General features: G+C 68.5%; 14 protein-coding genes and 5 pseudogenes. 3 read left to right on the top strand and 16 right to left on the bottom strand.

All coding sequences use genetic code 11. The features are described from left to right. Window position 1 precedes the first annotated feature (1 nt). From ABZ910_RS06575 to ABZ910_RS06515, 13 genes and pseudogenes are all read right to left on the bottom strand, one after another. Window positions 2-115, bottom strand: a pseudogene (locus ABZ910_RS06575) (pyridine nucleotide-disulfide oxidoreductase); the annotation flags it as partial. An 82-nt stretch (window positions 116-197) separates the two neighbouring features. Further along, window positions 198-1,415, bottom strand: a complete 1,218-nt coding sequence (locus ABZ910_RS06570) for a helix-turn-helix domain-containing protein (RefSeq protein ID WP_361360220.1) — start codon at window positions 1,413-1,415, stop codon at window positions 198-200. Between the two features lie 209 nt (window positions 1,416-1,624). Further along, window positions 1,625-1,816, bottom strand: coding sequence for a ferredoxin (locus ABZ910_RS06565; RefSeq protein WP_361360217.1), 192 nt, complete (start codon window positions 1,814-1,816; stop codon window positions 1,625-1,627). Between the two features lies 1 nt (window position 1,817). After that, window positions 1,818-1,970: pseudogene (locus ABZ910_RS06560) on the bottom strand (rubredoxin); the annotation flags it as partial. A 234-nt stretch (window positions 1,971-2,204) separates the two neighbouring features. After that, window positions 2,205-2,864: pseudogene (locus ABZ910_RS06555) on the bottom strand (alkane 1-monooxygenase); the annotation flags it as partial. 365 nt (window positions 2,865-3,229) lie between these two features. Continuing rightward, entirely contained in the window at window positions 3,230-4,735 is a 1,506-nt protein-coding gene (locus tag ABZ910_RS06550; RefSeq protein WP_361360214.1) for an FAD-dependent oxidoreductase, read from the bottom strand. 4 nt (window positions 4,736-4,739) lie between these two features. Next, window positions 4,740-5,348, bottom strand: a complete 609-nt coding sequence (locus tag ABZ910_RS06545) for a GMC oxidoreductase (RefSeq protein ID WP_361360211.1) — start codon at window positions 5,346-5,348, stop codon at window positions 4,740-4,742. A gap of 154 nt (window positions 5,349-5,502) precedes the next feature. Next, a complete protein-coding gene (locus ABZ910_RS06540) occupies window positions 5,503-6,633 on the bottom strand; it encodes an NAD(P)-binding domain-containing protein (protein WP_361360208.1) in 1,131 nt (376 codons plus the stop codon). Window positions 6,634-6,676: 43 nt separating this feature from the next. Beyond that, window positions 6,677-7,915, bottom strand: a complete 1,239-nt coding sequence (locus ABZ910_RS06535; RefSeq protein ID WP_361360205.1) for an LLM class flavin-dependent oxidoreductase — start codon at window positions 7,913-7,915, stop codon at window positions 6,677-6,679. Between the two features lie 14 nt (window positions 7,916-7,929). Then, window positions 7,930-8,967, bottom strand: coding sequence for an ABC transporter substrate-binding protein (locus ABZ910_RS06530; protein WP_361360202.1), 1,038 nt, complete (start codon window positions 8,965-8,967; stop codon window positions 7,930-7,932). A 93-nt stretch (window positions 8,968-9,060) separates the two neighbouring features. Next, on the bottom strand, window positions 9,061-9,843 hold the full coding sequence (locus ABZ910_RS06525; RefSeq protein WP_361360199.1) for an ABC transporter ATP-binding protein: 783 nt from the start codon (window positions 9,841-9,843) through the stop codon (window positions 9,061-9,063). Further along, window positions 9,816-10,742, bottom strand: a complete 927-nt coding sequence (locus tag ABZ910_RS06520) for an ABC transporter permease (protein WP_361360196.1) — start codon at window positions 10,740-10,742, stop codon at window positions 9,816-9,818. The genes ABZ910_RS06525 and ABZ910_RS06520 overlap by 28 nt, the downstream gene beginning before the upstream one ends. A 231-nt stretch (window positions 10,743-10,973) precedes the next feature. Beyond that, entirely contained in the window at window positions 10,974-11,042 is a 69-nt protein-coding gene (locus tag ABZ910_RS06515) for a putative leader peptide (RefSeq protein WP_351433102.1), read from the bottom strand. Window positions 11,043-11,178: 136 nt separating this feature from the next. Here ABZ910_RS06515 and ABZ910_RS06510 point away from each other — a divergent pair, with 136 nt between their 5' ends. Next, window positions 11,179-11,601, top strand: a complete 423-nt coding sequence (locus ABZ910_RS06510) for a secondary thiamine-phosphate synthase enzyme YjbQ (protein ID WP_361360193.1) — start codon at window positions 11,179-11,181, stop codon at window positions 11,599-11,601. Between the two features lie 99 nt (window positions 11,602-11,700). Here ABZ910_RS06510 and ABZ910_RS06505 read toward each other — a convergent pair whose 3' ends face one another. After that, window positions 11,701-12,138, bottom strand: a complete 438-nt coding sequence (locus tag ABZ910_RS06505) for a hypothetical protein (protein WP_361360190.1) — start codon at window positions 12,136-12,138, stop codon at window positions 11,701-11,703. A 21-nt stretch (window positions 12,139-12,159) separates the two neighbouring features. Here ABZ910_RS06505 and ABZ910_RS06500 point away from each other — a divergent pair, with 21 nt between their 5' ends. After that, window positions 12,160-12,516 carry an SDR family oxidoreductase gene (locus ABZ910_RS06500; protein ID WP_361360187.1) on the top strand — a complete coding sequence of 119 codons (357 nt, stop codon included), beginning with the start codon at window positions 12,160-12,162 and terminating at the stop codon, window positions 12,514-12,516. Between the two features lie 196 nt (window positions 12,517-12,712). Here the strand turns inward: ABZ910_RS06500 and ABZ910_RS06495 are convergent. Then, window positions 12,713-12,880 (bottom strand): annotated as a pseudogene (locus ABZ910_RS06495) (ISKra4 family transposase); the annotation flags it as partial. A gap of 24 nt (window positions 12,881-12,904) precedes the next feature. Here ABZ910_RS06495 and ABZ910_RS06490 point away from each other — a divergent pair. After that, window positions 12,905-13,063: pseudogene (locus ABZ910_RS06490) on the top strand (hypothetical protein); the annotation flags it as partial. 83 nt (window positions 13,064-13,146) lie between these two features. Here the strand turns inward: ABZ910_RS06490 and ABZ910_RS06485 are convergent. Next, on the bottom strand, window positions 13,147-13,629 hold the full coding sequence (locus tag ABZ910_RS06485) for a MarR family transcriptional regulator (protein WP_361360184.1): 483 nt from the start codon (window positions 13,627-13,629) through the stop codon (window positions 13,147-13,149). Window positions 13,630-13,707: the final 78 nt, after the last annotated feature.

The raw sequence follows: 13,707 nt of genomic DNA, 5'->3' as shown, positions 1-13,707 counted from the left end.
ATCAGGCGGCGTTCGGCTCCGCGCCGAGTAGCCGCCTGATGCCCCGCACGGCCGCGCGCCTCGCCCGGTTGGCGCCGATGGTGCTCGCCGAGGGGCCGTAGCCGACCAGGTCGATGCCCGAGGCTGCGCGGTTTCGCCTGCCGACTCTGCACGCGCCGGCGAGGCCGCAGGTGGCCGCGCCACCCCGGCAGGGAGGTTCACGGTGCGGAGCGCAACACGGGGCTGCCGAGCAACCGACAGGCGAAGAGGGCTACTTCTACGTCGATTCGGCCGTCGGAGAGTGGTCGGCCGCGGGCTTCCTCGGCTTTGCGGATGCGGTACTGGATGGTGTTCTTGTGCAGGTGAAGTTCGGTCGCGGCGGAGTTGAGACTGTTGCCCGTGGACAGATAGACGTACACGGTCTCCCGCAAGCGGGCGTTGTGATCGTCGTCGGTGGCCAGGCGGCCCAGTACCGATTCGACCCACGGTTTCAGGTCGCCCGGATCAGTTCCGAGCAAGGCCAGCGGGCCAAGTTCGGACGTGGCGAGGAACGGCGGCAGGCGGTCGCGGTCCGCGATCAGAGCGATGGCTTGCGCTTGGCGGGCCTGCCTGTGGCTGGTACGGAACCCGGCGACTCCCAGCCCTGGGTTGCCGGCGGTCGCCAGCACCCCCTCGGCTGCCTTACCCATGCGCTCGGCCATGGCCGTCGGATTGAGTCCCGAGCAGGGCATCCATGCCCAGAGTGTCGACTCGTCCGGAGCGACCGACAGTGTTGCTCTGGGGCTGATCTCCATCGATGAGGCGAGTTGACCCAGATGCTGCTCCAGGCTGCCAAGGTGATTGGAATTGCCCGAGTTGCGCTCATGCCAGATGATCAAGGCCACCATAGGCATGTCTGCTGGGAACCCGGCCACTGCCTCCAGTTCCTGTGGGTCTGAGATCCTCCCGTCGAGCAGCGCCCGGACGCGTGCCAGCCGCACCGCGTTGCGGTGCCGTAGCCAGGAATCCCTTTCCAGAACATAGGCGTTGACCACTTGTTCGGAGACCTGGTCGATGAACGAGAAGGCGAATGCCGACAGGGCCATCGCCGTCTCGGCCACCTCCTCTGCCGCGAGTGAGAACTTGGCGACCTGGGTCATCACGTGCTGCTGGAAGACCTCCTGCCCGATGCGGTAGGCGCGCAGCATGGTGGTGATGGAAACGGCCTGCTGGGCGAGCCGTCGGGCGAACTCCAAGGCCACTGGCGGTGTTGGGGACCCTTCGGCGGGGGCGCCGACGCTGAGCGCGCGCAGGGCCGTCACCACATTGTCGAAGACCGTGCTGGTGAAGACCTCGGCCGTACGGGGATCAGCGGCCAGCTCTGGAAGCTGTGCTGTGACAGAGGCGAGTACTGCGTCGGCCAGATCGTCGACCTCCGCGAGCATGGAGGCGGCCACACGTCGCAGTGTCGGTGTAGTCGCTTGGGGCACGCTGGGCATCGTAGCCGTCGTGTTTGCGCTGGGTAGGCCGCTGATCCTGTTCAGAGCTTCTCCTCTCGGACTGGCTTGCCGGTCTTGGGTGTTCGGGAAACTTCCTCCGCGCCTGGCGTGCAGGAAAGGGGACAGCGGTACTTGTCCGTGCCGGGAGGCGCGGCGAAGACCGTCTGTCAGTTCTCCAGGCGCAGCGCCGACACCGGGCAGGACTTCACTGCGGAGTCGACGAGTTGGCGGTCTTGATCGTTCGGGTGTTCGTCCAGAAGGACCACGTGTCCGTCGTCTCCGACCTCGAAGTACTGGTCGGCCATGGCCTCGCACATGCCCAGGCCCTCGCATTTGTGGAGATCTGTGAGAATGCGCATGTCAGGCCGCCTCGGTTGCCAGGGGAACGAAGTCGATCTTCTCGCGCACACCGCAGTCCGGGCAGGTCCAGTCGTCGGGGATCTGCGACCACGGGGTGCCTGCGGCGAATCCCTCCAGCTCGTTGCCTTCGGCGATGACGTAGGTGTGACCGCAGCCCGGGCAGCGGGCGGCCTCGACACCGTCGGCAAAGGTCTTGGCCGATCGGTCGACGCTGTCCACGACGGTTATGGCTCCCTCCGGCACCGGGTACTTCTTGAGCAGCTTTTCAAGCTTGCCCGGCTGGACGTTGGCCCGGCGGATGTCACCGTTGAAGTGGTCGACCACCAAGGGGTCCATGAGACGGCGGAACAACGGCGGGAACAGCGCCACGACGATCATGCCCGTGTACCCGGTGGGCAGGACCGGGCTCTCCTTGAAGTCACGCAGGGTCTGGAAGCGCCGGGTCGGGTTGGCGTGGTGGTCGCTGTGGCGCTGCAGGTGGTAGAGCAGGACGTTGGTGGCGATGTTGTTGGAGTTCCAGGAGTGCGACGGGGTCACCCGCTCGTAGCGCTGCTTCTTGCCGTGGGTGACCGTCTGGCGCAGCATCCCGTAGTGCTCCATGTAGTTGACGATCTCCAGCAGAGTGAAGCCGAAGACGGCCTGTACCGCGAGGTAGGGCAGGATGCCCACACCCAGCCACGCGATCAGACAGCCCCACAGAGCGACTGTCATGAGCCAGGCGTTGATCACGTCGTTGCCGAGACGGAACGGATGCCTGCCCTTGCGCTGGTACCGCTTGCGCTCGACCTCCCAGGCACTGCGCAGAGACCCCGCCACCGTACGCGGCCAGAAGCGGTAGAGGCTTTCCCCCAAGCGGCTCGACGCGGGGTCCTCGGGCGTGGCCACTCGTACGTGGTGACCGCGGTTGTGCTCGATGTAGAAGTGCCCGTAGGCGGACTGGGCGAGCGCGATCTTGCCCAGCCATCGCTCCAAGTCCTCGCGCTTGTGCCCGAGTTCGTGAGCGGTGTTGATCGCGACGCCACAGACGGTGCCGAGGGTGCACGCCATGCCGATCTTCCCGAGCACCGACACACCGTCCGACGCGATGATCCACATACCGTAGACGAACCCTGCGTACTGCAGAGGCAAGTACAGATAGGTCACCCAGCGGTAGTAGCGGTCCTCTTCGAGTGCGTCGATGACGTCATCCGGTGGGTTGGTGGGGTCGTTGCCGGCCACGAGATCGATGAGCGGGATGACAACCAGCAGGATGATGGGGCCGATCCACAGGAGCAGATCGTTCTTCGCGAGCGTGCAGAGGGCGCCGGCGAGGAACGGCAGCAGAGGAACGACGAGACCGAGGGGCCACAGGTACCGCTTCCGGTCCTGCCACACCTCCTTGCCGTCGATCGGCCTGGAAAGCTGGAAGGTTTTCACTGTGCCTCCTTGAGACGCGGACGGGGAGACGACGGGGGAGTTGTCAGAGTCAGCCACGCGGCGCGGGCAGGAAGATGCCCGGCAGCGCGGACCAGCGAGGACGCGCGGCGAACGCGGTCAGGCGCCGACCCGTGGTGGCCGCGGTGCGGTTGTTCGCACACCACGGCGGCTTGGGCGAGAGCGACCACTCGCCGCAAGCAGTGATGCGGGCAGGGGACGAAACGGCCCATGAACGACGGCCGCTGTCGCAGCAGCCTCGGCCGTCTCGCTGCCGGCTGGCTGACGCAATGCCATGACGCGCCTCCCGACCCTGCGAACGCGCCGGCGAACTCACACGCCGTGTCCCAGGACGCACGGCGCACGATCATGGCCCGGTACTTCATGATGCGCCGCGGCTGGTTCAGCGTCAGCGCGCCGACGACGCGGTCCCCGGTGCGGTAGAGAGCCGCCCAGGAGTCACTGTCAGGATCGCCGATGACACGGACCTCGTCGGCCTCGCTGACACCGACCATCTGAATACGCGAGCCGTACCAGTCGGACCAGAAGTAGGGCACGGTGGACACGGGAACCGCCGTGTCCGGGCGAACGGCGTGGCGTCCTGCCGCACCGCCGAGTTCGGCCGCTGCCGTCCAGTTCTCCAGTCGCATCGTGGTACCGAAGAGGGGGTTGTGCCAGCGGGCCACATCCCCTGCGGCGTAGACGCCGGGCACCGCGCGCAACGTCTCGTCGCAGAGGACGCCGTCCGACACCGGGACTCCGGAGCCCGACAGCCACGAAGTGGCCGGCTTCGCACCGATCCCGACGAGTACCAGGTCTGCGGAGAGCACGGAACCGTCCGTCAGCTCGACCCGCTTACCGCCAGGCGTGTCGCTCACGCCCCGGACGGACACGCCGCAGCACAGCTCCACCCCGGCGCGCGCGTGCAGTGCCGCCAGAGCGGGCGCCATCTCCCGCCCCACCGCGCGGACGAGCGGCACCTCTGCTGCCTCGACGATGGTGACCTCCGCACCACGCGCGCGCAGTACGGTGGCGACCTCCGCGCCGATGAAGCCCCCTCCGATCAGGACAGCACGTGTCCCCTCGGCGATGCGTTCCCGGATTGCGTGTGCGTCATCGAGAGTGCGCAGACTGTGCACCCCCGGGATTCCGCCGGTGTCCGGAAGGGCCGTGGGGGTGCAGCCCGTGGCAATGACCAGAGCGTCGTACGGGACCGACTCACCGCCCACGGCCACCTCACGCCGCTCTGTGCACAGCCCGTCGGCCGCCTGCCCGAGACGGACCTCGACATCCAGGCCGGAGAGCGTCTGGCGATCCGTCAGCGAGGGAACAACGGGCTCGGCGTCACGAAGGAAAGCCTTCGACAGAGGAGGCCGGTCATACGGCGAATGCCGCTCGGCTCCGATGAGGGTGATCTTCCCGTCGTAACCCGTCACCCTGGCCGCTTCGACAGCCCGTAGGCCGGCCAGCGACGCGCCTACCACCACCAGTCCCGCGCTGCTCATGCGCTCACACCTCCCTGCCGTCGCCGATACGCGACATCGTCAACAGAGCGGCCGGAGCACCCGCCGGAACCGCGGGGCGGTGGGGAGCGACAGAACTGATGCGCTGGTACGGCTTCCCAGCCGTTGGGCGAGGATCTGGCTCCCCTTTGTTCGGCCAGAACGACATGGCTCGCTCGGCCTGCGCCGTGATGGTCAGCGACGGATTGACGCCGAGGTTGGCGGAGATCGTCGATCCGTCCACGATGTGAAGGCCGTCGTATCCCCAGACGCGGTGATACGGATCGATGGCTCCCTGAGACGGGTCGTCGGAGATGGTGCAACCCCCGATGAAGTGCGCCGCCAGGATGACCACATCGCGCAAGAGGTGGATCCGCTGGATGCCGTAACAACCCAGCCGCGGCGCCCAGAGGAAGTTCCGGATGTCCCAGGACGTCTTGGGGAGCGTCTCCTCCGTCCGGCGGGGGCCCGACTCAAGGACGGTGACGCGGTAACCCTTCTCCGACAGCCGGAGGGCGCTCACGGATCCACCGAAGCCGGAACCTATGACGAGAACGTCGGTGTCGTACCGACTGTCCCCCTCACCTGCACGCGGCGTGGATGCAGGATCGATCATGCGAACCTCCCGGTCGTCCTTCAACGACCGCAAGTGTTCGGCCTCACCCTGCAGAGAGGCATTGGTCTGGAGACCAGACGTGGGGGGATGTTGCTGGCATGCAGCACAGTCGCTACGCGGGCAGCCGTCGGCCATCGGGCCGGTGTTCGCGAGGTCAGGCGGCGGATTCCGCGCCTGGGGCCAGTAGTCGGCGGATGTCGTGTACGGCTGCTCGTCCTGCGCGGTTGGCGCCGATGGTGCTTGCGGAGGGCCCGTAGCCGACGAGGTGGATTCGGGGGTCGCGTGCGACGCGGGTGCGGTCCATGCGGATGCCGCCCCCGGGTTCGCGGAGGTGGAGTGGGGCGAGGTGGTCGAGGACGGGGCGGAAGCCGGTGGCGAAGATGATGGCGTCGGCGTCGTAGGTGGTGTCGTCGGGCCAGTGGATGCCGTGTTCGGTGATGCGGTCGAACATCGGCAGCCGGTCGAGGATCCCTTCCCGCAGTCCCTGTCGGATGGCGTCGGTGAGGGGCAGCCCGGTGACCGAGACCACACTTCTGGGTGACAGTCCCTGCCGTACCCGATCCTCGACCAGCGCGACCGCGGCCCGGCCCGTGTCCTCGTCGAACGGCCCCTCGCGGAAGACCGGCGGCCGGCGTGTGACCCAGGCGGTGGCGGCCGCGTACGGGGCGATCTCCAGCAGGTGCTGTGTGCCGGACGCGCCACCGCCCACCACGACCACCCGCTGCCCGGCGAACTCCTCGGGCCCGGCGTACTGCGCGGTGTGCAACTGCCGCCCGCGGAAGGTCTCCTGGCCGGGAAAGCGCGGCCAGAACGGCCGGTCCCAGGTGCCGGTGGCGTTGATCAGCGCCCGCGTCGACCACGTACCGTCCGACGTCTCCACGAGCAGCCTGCGACCGTCGCCGTCGTCGCCGTCGTCGCCGTCGTCGCCGTCCCTCAGTCCGCGACTGTCGCTGTCGCGCACCGCCCGCACGTCCACGGGTCGGCGTACGCGCAGGTCGAAGGCGCGCTCGTACGCGTCGAAGTACGCGCCGACGACCTCGGCCGACGGCCGGTCCGGATCGGCGTGCGTGAGCTCCATGCCGGGCAGGGCGTGCATCCCGTGGACCTTGCCGTACGTGAGTGACGGCCACCGGAACTGCCAGGCGCCGCCCGGGCCGGGGGAGTGATCGAGGACCACGAAGTCACGGCCCGGCTCGAAGCCGCTCCGCCGCAGGTGGTAGGCGCTGGACAGACCGGCCTGTCCAGCGCCTACGACGACTACCTCGACCTCGCGCACATCGTTCACGGTTCTACTAACCGCGAGGTGGGCGGGGATCTTCCCTTGGCGGTCAGCGGCCCCCGGCCACGAGGATCGGCGCCCCGCTCCCGGTGTCTGCGCGCTCCAGCAGCCCGCGGGCCGCCAGCTCGGGGATCACACCCTCCCCGAACCAGTACGCCTCCTCCAGATGCGGATACCCGGACAGCACGAAGTGCTCGATGCCCAGTGCGTGGTACTCCTCGATGCGGTCGGCCACCTCCGCGTGGCTGCCGACGAGCGCGGTGCCGGCGCCACCGCGGACCAGCCCCACCCCCGCCCACAGATTCGGGTAGATCTCGAGTTCGGTGGGGGTCCCCCCTGCTCGAGCGGAGCCGAGAGCTCGGGGGAGGTTACCCCCGTGCAAGGCCAGCATCCGCTGCTGCCCCACCGACTCGCTGCGCCCCAGCGCCGCCTGCGCGGCCGCCACCGTGCCGGAGTCGAGGTCGTCGAGCAGCCGGTTCGCCGCCGACCACGCCTCGGCGGACGAGTCACGGGAGATGGTGTGCAGCCGGATGCCGAACCGGACCGTACGCCCCTCCTCCTCGGCCAGCGCCCGAATCCAGTCGATCTTCTCCTTCACCTGGGCCGGAGGCTCGCCCCAGGTCAGGTACACATCCGCGTGGCGTGCCGCCACCGGACCGGCCGCCTTCGACGAACCCCCGAAGAACACCGGCGGCACCGGGTCCGGCGGCAGCGCGGACAGCCCGCCCTCGACCTGGTAGTGGGTGCCGTCGAAGTCGTACGGCTGTCCCCGCCACACTCCGCGGACGACGGACAGGAACTCGTCCGTACGCGCGTACCGCCGGTCGTGGTCGAGGTGGTCACCGAAGCGCCGCTGCTCGGAGGAGTCGCCGCCGGTGACGACATTGAGCAGCAGCCGCCCCCGGGTCACCCGCTGGTAGGTCGCCGCCATCTGGGCGGCCAGCGTCGGGGAGATCAGTCCCGGCCGGAACGCCACCAGGAACTTCAGCCGTTCGGTGTGCTGGGCGAGTGCCATCGTGGTCAGCCACGCGTCCTCGCACCAGGTACCGGTCGGCGTCAGCACCGCCTCGAAGCCCAGCCGCTCGGCGGCCTTGGCGATCTGCGTCAGGTAGTCGATGTCGGGGGTGCGGATCCCACGGACCTTCCGTGCCGCGCCCGTTGAGGCGGACGAGCCGGCCGCGTCGGACGTCTTGGACGAGCTGAATGCGTTGGACGCATAAGCGTGCCGGTCCACGAGGGTCCGGCCGTCGCCGCCCGTCGGCAGGAACCAGTGCAGTCGTACGGTCATGTCGCGAATCTCCTTCAGGAACGGGCCGGAGTGGTCGACGGCGGCAGGTCACCGTTGAAGCGCGAGTCCACGAAGTCGCCGAAGTCGACCTTGCGGGGGATCAGCTTCAACTCGGTGAAGGTGTCCGCGATCTGCTGCTCGGAGGCGACGAGCGGCTTGTCGACAGCGACGCCGACCCGGGTGGAGTGGGTGCGCTTCACCGACGCGAGCGCGACGTCGTAGGGCAGCCCGGTGTCCTTCGCCCACACCTTGGCCCACTCCTCCTGGTGGCCGTGCACCCAGGCCGTCGCCCGCCGCAGCCGCGCCAGGTAGTCCTTGATGACGGCGGTCTTCTTCGGGTCCTTCAGCGCGGAGGGGGCGGCCACCTGGAAGCTCAGGCCGTTGGTGATGCCGTCGCCGGTGGTGAGCACGCGGCCCCGCTTGGTCTGGAGCACCTGCGAGGTGTACGGGTCCCACACCGCCCACGCGTCGACCTTGCCGGAGGTGAACGCGGCGAGCGCATCGGCCGGTTGAAGGTACTTGACCTTGACGTCGTCGAAGCTCAGCCCGGCCGCCTTGAGATTGGCGACCAACTGGTAGTGCGCGGAGGAGCCCTGGGCGACGGCGATCGACTTGCCCTTGAGCTGCGCCGGCCTGGTCAGCTTCGATCCGTTCGGTACGAGGATGGTGTCGCCCTTGGACGTGCCGTGCCAGGCAGCCACCACCGTGATCGCGGAGCCCGCGCCGGCCGCGAAGACGGGAGGCGTGTTGCCGACGCCGCCGATGTCGACGGCCTTGGCGTTGACGGCTTCGAGGAGCGGCGGTCCCGAGGTGAACGTGGACCACTTGATCCTGTAGTCGAGGTTTTTGAGTTCGCCGGCAGCCCGGAGTATGGCCTCCGAACCGCCTTTCTGATCACCGACGTTGAGAGTGACGGCGCCCGATCCGTCGGTGCCTGTGCCTGTGCCTGTGCTGGCGGAGGAGTTGCCACCGCAGGCGGTGAGCAGGAGGGCGAGGGAGGCAAGCAGTGCGGCGGGAGCCAGGACTTGGCGATGGCGATGGCGATGGTGCATGGCGGGTCCGTTCGTGTAGGGGGAGCGTCCGGGTGAGGAGTGCCGGAGGCGCCGCGGGTGTCTGCGGCGAACCGCGTGACAGAAAAAGGGAGTTCAGGCGGCTTCGGTCGAGGGGGTGACGCCGAGCCGTTCCAGCAGTGCGTGGCGCAGTTCGGCGAAGCGGGGGTCGCTGATGTCGCGCGGCCGGTCGAGGTCGATCCGTTGCTCGTGCGCGATGACACCGCCGTCCATGACGAGGACGCGGTCGGCGAGCAGTACGGCCTCCTCGACGTCGTGCGTGACGAGCAGGACCGCGCATCCTCGGCGCTGCCACAGCTCCCCGATCAGCCGCTGCGCCTTGATGCGGGTGAGCGCGTCCAGCGCGGCGAACGGCTCGTCGAGCAGCAGCAGATCGGGTTCACGCAGCAGTGCGCGGGCGAGCGCGGCGCGCTGGGCCTCGCCGCCGGACAGCGTCTTGGGCCATGCGTCCCTGCGATGGCCGAGACCGACCTCGTCCAACGCCCTCTCGGCGGCGCCGCGTTCGGGCCGACCGGGCAGTCCCAGCAGCACGTTGCGCCACACCCTCTTCCACGGCATCAGCCGGGGCGCCTGGAAGGCGACAGCCCGGCGACGCGGCACCAGAACGGTGCCCTCGATGTCGCGGTCGAGCCCGGCGAGGACACGCAGCAGCGTGGACTTGCCACAGCCGCTGCGGCCGAGCAGGGCGACGAACTCGCCCGGTGCGATGTCGAGTTGCAGGTCGTCGATGACCGCACGCCCGTCGAAGGAACGGGTGAGGCCCGCGACACGGACGGCCTGTGCAGCACGGCTCCGGCTCGATTGGGGACTCTTCGCCGCGGGAGTGGGGTTCACCGTCCGGTGAACGTCGGTCGCCATTGCAGCAGCAGCCTTTCGAGGGAGCGGACGACGAAGTCGGCCAACAGGCCGAGGAAGGCGTAGACGATCAGGCAGACCACGATCACGTCGGTCCGCAGGAAGTCCCGTGCCTGCACCATCAGGAAGCCGATGCCGGAATCGGCGTTGACCTGCTCGGCGAAGACCAGGGCGAGCCAGGCGATGCCGAGGGAGTAGCGCAGGCCGGTCAGCGCCCCGGGCAGGGCCCCCGGCAGGACGACGTGCCGCACGAGTCCCCATCGCGACAGTCCGAGGGACTCTCCGGCCTCGATCAACTGGGCGTCCACGCCCCGGATTCCGGCGTACACGTTGAGGTAGAGCGGAAAGGTCACGCCGAGGGTGATGATCGCGACCTTCGGGGCTTCGCCGATGCCGAACCAGATGATGAACAGCGGGATGAGACCGACGAACGGCACGGTACGCAGCATCTGCACCGGAGCGTCCACCAGGTCCTCGCCGATCCGGAAAAGCCCGGAAACCAGGGCGAGCCCGGTCCCGACGAGCGTGCCGAGCAGCAGCCCGACGGCGACGCGCTGGAGCGAGGTGCCCATCGCCGAGGGCAGCGAACCGTCGGCGACGAGATCCCGGCCGACCTGCGCGATCCGACTGGGCGACGCGAGCACGTCGGAGGTCAACACACCAGTACCGCTGAGGATTTGCCAGAGCACCAGCAGCACGAGCGGACCGGCGGCGCGGCGCAACCAGCGGGGGACGCGAGTCCGGCGGGAGGAGGCGGGGACGAGGGGCTGGAGGTCGGGTGAAGCTTGCTCGGCGGCGTCCGCCGCAACGACGCCGGATGTCGAGGCCGGGGCGGATGTCGACGACGACATTCCTGAAATATCGGGCTCGGATGAGCTGGGCGGGGCATGACTGATGCTCATGAATGCTCCACGGAGGGAGAGCGGAGGTAGGGAGGGTGCTTGCTCCGGCGCTGGCTATGTCATGAATAGATCACGCATGGCGCAGACGTGGACCACACGTAGATCACGCGCAGGCCAGACAGGGACCCACGCGTGGATCACGCATAGATCAGGCACCGATCGAACCGCGCGTCATCGAACGTGAGGAGAAGCGGCGGAGCGCAGCTGAAGCAGGAGAAGGGGGAAAGGGCGTCAGCGGCCGCGGCGACACGCGGCGGAGGCCACCCGCAGCAGGTCGATGTGACCGCGCGTGGTGAGCATGGCTGAACGCAACATGCGCCTGAAACTAGCCAGTCGGAGAGGCGCCGGTCAACGGCGTCTCGGAGGATGGACCGCGCATCTCGAATTCATAAGCCCGGTGGTCTGCGAAATTCTGAGTATGGGTCAGGATGGGGTCATGTCAGATGCCTTCACCACGCGCGTGCTGAACGTCGCCACGGGGTCCCGCGAGAGGGTCGTGGACATCACCGCGGATTGTGAGTCCTTCCTGCGCGAGGCCGTGCCCGAGCGCGACGGCCTCCTCAACATCTTCGTCCCGCACGCTACGGCCGGCATCGCCGTGATCGAGACCGGTGCCGGCAGCGACGACGACCTCCTGACCGCCCTGCACACCCTGCTCCCCGCCGACGACCGCTGGCAGCACCGCCACGGCAGCCCCGGACACGGCCGCGACCACGTCCTCCCGGCGCTCGTCCCCCCGTACGCGACGCTGCCGGTACTGCACGGCAGGCTCGAGTTGGGGACGTGGCAGTCGGTGTGCCTGGTGGATACCAACAGGGACAATCCCAACCGTCAGGTTCGGTTGAGCTTCCTGGGCTGAGCAAGATCATCCTGGGTGTGGCCGCCAAATCTCCGTACCTTGCGTGTTCGAAACGGAAAAATCTTGCGCGGCTACGGACCTGAACATGATCGAACGCCCCTACGACGGATGCGGGAAGTGCCTGTTGGGGGTGCGCCGGTTGTCGCGGATGAAGCTCGCCACGTCGTCCCCGGAGCGGCAGAGGGAGGACGTACTCACCGTCGCGGCGTCTGTCGGCGGCCACATCATCGGCTGGGCCGACGACTGGGAGGTGTCGGGCGCCACCGACCCGACGGCCAGGCCGAAGCTGGGGCCTTGGCTGCGCGATGAGAGGGGGAAGTACGACGGGTTGGTGGCTGCAGCCGTGGACCGGCGGTTCGCCGTCACGGCGGACGCGCGCGAACCGGAGTCGGTGGCGGCGCTCGTGGACCGGGCGGAGGAGTTGTCGCCGCGCGGTTTCGAGGCGGTGGTGCGGATCGTGCTGAACGGCACGTGGCACTGCACGTCGGAGCCGGGGCGCAGGTGGCTGGCGGCAGGGCGCTCAGGTGCGGTGGTCAACGTCCTCACCCGTACGCGTGGATGGGCGCCCCCGGCATCGTGCACAACGCGTCGGCGAAGGGTGACGTGCTCGCCATGACCCGGACGCTCGGCGCCGAGTGGGCAGGGCGCGGGGTGCGTGTGAACGCGGTCGCGCGCGGGTGGATGCCGGTCGGCGCCACGGACATTCTTGCGGGAGACGAGGCGGTACGGGACCTGCTGATCGGCGCCATCCCGGCCGGGCGGCTGCTGAAGCTGGAGAAGACGGCGCGGGCGGTGGCATATCTGCTCTCCGACGACGCCACGTACATCGTCGGCGAGGTGCTGACCATCGACGGCGGCCACCATCTGTGGAAGGGGCTGCACGAGTTCAGCGCCGAGATCTCGGGGAGGCATTGAATCCCCGATCCCTGAACGCCGGGGCCGCCTCGCAAGAAAGCAGGTGAACGCGATCCACCCCGGCTCCTTCGATACCCGATGCTCCGTGACGCCTCGGGCCCGTCCAGGACGGCGGACTTCTACGGCTTCCTGCCGCTGCGTCGGAGCGGCGCCGTGGCTTCACCATTGGGTGCACATCTAACGAGGGTGCTGTCGATCAGGCGGTGAGTATGAGCCGGTCGCGGGAACGCGCTTGGTGGTTGCGGATGAATTCCTGCTGCTCGTGCCAGGCCCAGCAGGCGTCGAAGTCGCCATTGGCGCGGACGGCACGCAGCTTGAGTACGGCTTCAGCACCGGAGAGGCCCCAGCGGGCGCCGATGATGTCCAGGAACTGCACCCGGTTGCCAGTATGCTCCAGCGCGAACTCGCATGCCCGCCCGGCCGCGTCCGTCGCGCGGACCGCCAGCCCCAGGCGCATGAGCGTGCGGGCCTGGACCGCCCGAAGGGCGTCGTCGAGGTCATCGGCCCCTGGAACTTCCCGGTCACCCTCGTGGTCCAGCCCGCCATCGAGGCGTCGGCCGCGGGCAACCGTGCGATGATCAAGGCTCCGGCCGATCTACCGACGGATGCCTTCGTGGTCCGCTCGTGCGATCACTCCTGGGCGGTGCGGATGTTCTCCAAGGAGTCGGCGACCAGGCGGTGCAGGATGCGGGTGGCCGCGCGTACGTCTTCGATCGGCACGTCGTCGAGCGTCCGGCACAGGCGGTCGTAATACGCCCGGTCCACCTGGTCGGCGACCGTGCGGCCGCGCTCGGTGAGCCGGATCAGTTGCGCACGGTGATCGGCTTGGTCACGGGTGCGTTCGACCAGTCCCTGCCCTTCCAACTGCGAGACCTGGCGGGTGACGTGCGGGGCCCGGACCAGGAGTCGCTCCGCGAGCTCGTTGAGCCTCAGGGGCTCACGGCGGCGCAGGATGCTCAGGAGCGCCACCCCGGCCCGTTCCATCTTGACGTCACCGGACGCCGTCATCTGAACGTGTACCTGTTTGCGGCTCATCACATAGGAAAGCTCGGTCACTGCTTGCAGCAGCTCGTTCATCGGGTCGGTGACCTGGTCGGACATGAGCACCATCATGCCTCACCTCCCCTTCGGGCCGGGGAGAAAAAGTTGCCTTACGCTCCCATCTGTGCTTACTTAACTTAAGTAAGTTAA

The sequence above is a fragment of the Streptomyces sp. NPDC046805 genome (genome assembly GCF_040645355.1).
In the GTDB taxonomy this organism is placed as follows: domain Bacteria; phylum Actinomycetota; class Actinomycetes; order Streptomycetales; family Streptomycetaceae; genus Streptomyces.
The sequence above is the reverse complement of the archived record's forward strand: the minus strand, read 5'-3'. Positions and strand labels throughout refer to the sequence as shown.

What these genes read in the sequence shown, in the direction of transcription:
- ABZ910_RS06500 (WP_361360187.1), top strand. Translation starts at nt 12,160, where the DNA reads ATGGGCGCCCCCGGCATCGTGCACAACGCGTCGGCGAAGGGTGACGTG.
- ABZ910_RS06485 (WP_361360184.1), bottom strand. Translation starts at nt 13,629, where the DNA reads ATGATGGTGCTCATGTCCGACCAGGTCACCGACCCGATGAACGAGCTG.
- ABZ910_RS06530 (WP_361360202.1), bottom strand. Translation starts at nt 8,967, where the DNA reads ATGCACCATCGCCATCGCCATCGCCAAGTCCTGGCTCCCGCCGCACTG.
- ABZ910_RS06565 (WP_361360217.1), bottom strand. Translation starts at nt 1,816, where the DNA reads ATGCGCATTCTCACAGATCTCCACAAATGCGAGGGCCTGGGCATGTGC.
- ABZ910_RS06510 (WP_361360193.1), top strand. Translation starts at nt 11,179, where the DNA reads ATGTCAGATGCCTTCACCACGCGCGTGCTGAACGTCGCCACGGGGTCC.
- ABZ910_RS06535 (WP_361360205.1), bottom strand. Translation starts at nt 7,915, where the DNA reads ATGACCGTACGACTGCACTGGTTCCTGCCGACGGGCGGCGACGGCCGG.
- ABZ910_RS06520 (WP_361360196.1), bottom strand. Translation starts at nt 10,742, where the DNA reads ATGAGCATCAGTCATGCCCCGCCCAGCTCATCCGAGCCCGATATTTCA.
- ABZ910_RS06550 (WP_361360214.1), bottom strand. Translation starts at nt 4,735, where the DNA reads ATGAGCAGCGCGGGACTGGTGGTGGTAGGCGCGTCGCTGGCCGGCCTA.
- ABZ910_RS06545 (WP_361360211.1), bottom strand. Translation starts at nt 5,348, where the DNA reads ATGATCGATCCTGCATCCACGCCGCGTGCAGGTGAGGGGGACAGTCGG.
- ABZ910_RS06525 (WP_361360199.1), bottom strand. Translation starts at nt 9,843, where the DNA reads ATGGCGACCGACGTTCACCGGACGGTGAACCCCACTCCCGCGGCGAAG.